Raw genomic sequence first — 3,514 nt, 5'->3', positions numbered from 1 at the left:
ATCAACTGTTCGATATAAATGGCATATGTCATTTATATCACAGTTATCGGCATATGTCAATAACTCATCTTTTTATCAGTACCTCAATCCGCCTTGAAGCAAATAGTTCAAACAACGGCTGCAATCCTCCAATGGCCATTTTTCTATTCCGTCAAAATCCGCTTCACAATCTGTCACAACAGCAATCAAGTTCTTCCCGCAGCAGGATAATGTACGGGATATTTTCTCTCTGACGATTTCTATCTTCGGCAATTCACTCTGCTTCATACCTTCCACAAGAATAACATCTACATCTGAAAATCCGTTGATCAGCTGCTGCAAATCGATTTCTTCATCTGCATTGATCATATATCTGTTCTTCGAAAAAATCGCTGTCGCCGCAGCGCCGGCTTGATGATATCGGTAGGTATCTGTTCCCGGTCTGTCCCCTTCAAAATCGTGACCGTCATGTTTGATCACTGCCGCACTTTTGCCATGGGATTTTATTTCTTTGAGCAGTTTTTCAATATAGGTGGTCTTGCCGGAATTTTTGATACCGCAGATGCATAATATTTTCTGTTCTTTCGGCATGTTCAAAGAGGTATTTTTCCACCGTTCATACGCTTCCGGCGTATTGATATTGACAAAACATGTATCTGGGATCCCCATCTCTGCCGATGACACAATCAAACAGCGGCTTCGAATCAACAAATGCATCATTTTATAATCTTTATACCGCAGCATTTGCTGAATTGCCGGCAAAAGCGACGGGCGATACAGACCACATAAAGGGTGGATTCGTCCACGACTGTCCTGATAGACCATACAGTCATATCCCTGTTCATACGCATCCGCAGACATCTGAATCAGGCTGCCGACCATACTTTCTGTCAATTCCGGGGCATCGCAGGCTGTCACAAAAATCCATTCATCTTCATCCTTTAACTGCTGCAAGACCGTGTATAGGCCGCCTAAGGGGCCGCAGTCTTTGACAACGTCTATAAGCCCATAACAATCCTTATCTTTGTATACATTTTGAATAAGCGCCAACTGCGCCGCATCGGCTGCTGACAGATAAATCCTATCTGCTTTCTCCAATGCCTTGATCTGCCTTTTCAGATAAGATTGGCCTTTTCCATCCTTCAGCAGAAACTTTGGCTGTCCGCCCATTCTCGATGAATGACCGCCCAAAAGAATCGCCGCTTTATTACATTTTAAAGACTGATGTGTCATTATTTTTCACTCCCAAATGATATAAAAATCCCCCGTACTCACGATCATGAGTACGGGGCACTGCCATTATCTCTATTTTACTTTTATTTAAAGTATGCCACACCGGATTCAAAAATCTTCTGGTCCGGATTGCCGTAAATATTTCTGGCAACGGCTTCACCGATTCGCTCAGAATGTCCCATCTTGCCAAGGATACGTCCGTCAGGGCTTGTGATACCTTCAATAGCCGCGTAGGAAGCATTCGGGTTGAAATCTTCATCCATAGTTGGATTGCCGTCTAAATCAACATACTGGGTTGCCACACAGCCTGCTGCAAAGAGCTTCTTGATCCATTCATCACTGGCTACGAAACGGCCTTCACCATGGGAAATCGGGATTGCATAGATTTCACCAGGTACCGCACCTGCCAGCCATGGGGATTTATTAGAGACAACCTTTGTATAAGCCACCTTTGAAATATGACGGCCGATGTTGTTGGTTGTCAGTGTCGGGGAATCCGGCTGCTGCGGTGTAATTTCGCCGTAAGGCACCAGACCAAGTTTGATCAGTGCCTGGAAACCATTACAGATACCAAGAGCCAAACCATCTCTCTCGTTGAGCAGCTTCATAACAGCCTCTTTCAGTTTTTCATTTCTGAAAGCCGTAGCAATGAATTTACCGGAACCGTCCGGTTCATCACCGGCTGAGAAACCGCCAGGGAACATAATAATCTGTGCATCGCTGATACCTTTAACAAAGGCATCGACAGATTCACGGATACCGTCTGCACTTAAGTTTCTGAATACCTGTGTCTGAACTTTTGCACCGGCTTTTTCAAAGGCTTTCATGGAATCGTATTCGCAGTTTGTACCCGGGAATACAGGGATAAATACCTTTGGCTGTGCAATCTTGTGGTTGCAGATCACAATGCTGCCCTCTTTATAAATCGGTGTCTCAATCTTCTTCTGCTCAACACCTGAACGTGTTGGGAAGACTTTTTCAAGGGTTCCTGTCCATGCTTTCAGTGCCTCATCCATTGTCACAACAGTGTCACCGTATGTGAACTGTGCATCATCTGTCACTTCACCGATCAGTGTATAAGCCACATTGACTTTATCAAGAGCATCCGCCGGTACTTCTGCAATCATGCATCCATATTCACCTGTCTTAAACAAATCTTCTGCTTTCACAGTGCTGTCAATCTTAGCGCCCAGCTTGTTGCCGAAAGCCATCTTGGATACAGCTGCTGCAACGCCGCCAAAACCGAGTGTATAAGCGGAGATGACAACTTTATCCTGAATCAGCTGATGAATCGCTGTGTAAAGGACTTTTGCCTGTTCGTAATCCGGCATATCATAAGCATCTCTTGCAATATCAAACTTCACAATCTTATTGCCGCTCTTCTTGAATTCCGGTGTAATAATATCCTGCTGTTTTGCCACATCCACTGCAAAGGAAACAAGGGTTGCCGGTACATGAATATCATTGAAGGAGCCGGACATGGAGTCCTTACCGCCGATGGATGGCAGTCCGAAACCGATCTGAGCTGTGTATGCACCGAGAAGCGCGCTCATTGGCTCACCCCAGCCCTTTGCATCCTCAGTCATACGTTTGAAGTATTCCTGGAATGTGAAACGAATCTTACTAAAATCACCGCCTGCTGCCACAATCTTAGCAACAGATTCTACAACCGCATAAGCAGCACCGTGATATGGGCTCCAATTGGAAAGATATGGGTTAAAACCATAGCTCATCATAGTGACTGTATCTGTTTTGCCTTTTAATACAGGGAGTTTTGCTACCATGGACTGTGTCGGTGTCAGCTGATATTTGCCGCCGAATGGCATAAATACGCTGCCCGCGCCGATGGAAGCATCAAACATTTCCACAAGACCTTTCTGTGAGCAAACATTCAAATCTGCCAGGTCTTTCAGCCATGCTGCTTTCACATCAGCCACATCTGTCTTTTCTTCAAAATAGCTGTCTGCCTTTGAAGCTGTGCCTACGATAACATCTGTTTCCTGATGAGCACCGTTTGTATCAAGGAAAGCTCTGGAAATATTCACGATTTCCTTGCCTCTCCAGTGCATCACAAGACGTGGGTCTTCTGTTACCTCAGCCACACAGGTTGCCTCAAGATTTTCTTCTTCGGCATAAGCCATAAATTTGTCCACATCCTTCGGATCAATGACAACCGCCATACGCTCCTGGGATTCTGAAATTGCCAGTTCTGTTCCATCAAGGCCGGCATATTTCTTCGGTACTTTATCTAACTGGATCTGAAGACCTGCTGCCAGCTCGCCGATAGCAACGGATACACCAC

At 45.2% G+C, this 3,514-nt stretch carries 2 protein-coding genes; both read right to left on the bottom strand.

Annotation, left to right across the window (positions count from 1 at the left end; all coding sequences use genetic code 11):
* Nucleotides 1–75 precede the first annotated feature (75 nt).
* Nucleotides 76–1,212 (bottom strand): molybdopterin-guanine dinucleotide biosynthesis protein B, encoded by a 1,137-nt coding sequence (gene mobB, locus WMO25_RS16290; protein WP_349086214.1) that lies wholly within the window; start codon nucleotides 1,210–1,212, stop codon nucleotides 76–78.
* Nucleotides 1,213–1,295: 83 nt separating this feature from the next.
* A partial coding sequence (locus WMO25_RS16285; protein ID WP_349086213.1) for a phosphoribosylformylglycinamidine synthase subunit PurQ occupies nucleotides 1,296–3,514 on the bottom strand: 2,219 nt, incomplete at its 5' end.

This window comes from Coprococcus intestinihominis, from assembly GCF_040096555.1.
GTDB classification, from domain to species: Bacteria; Bacillota; Clostridia; order Lachnospirales; family Lachnospiraceae; genus Coprococcus_A; species Coprococcus_A intestinihominis.
Note: the sequence above shows the minus strand (reverse complement) of the source record. Positions and strands in the feature narration are given on the sequence as shown.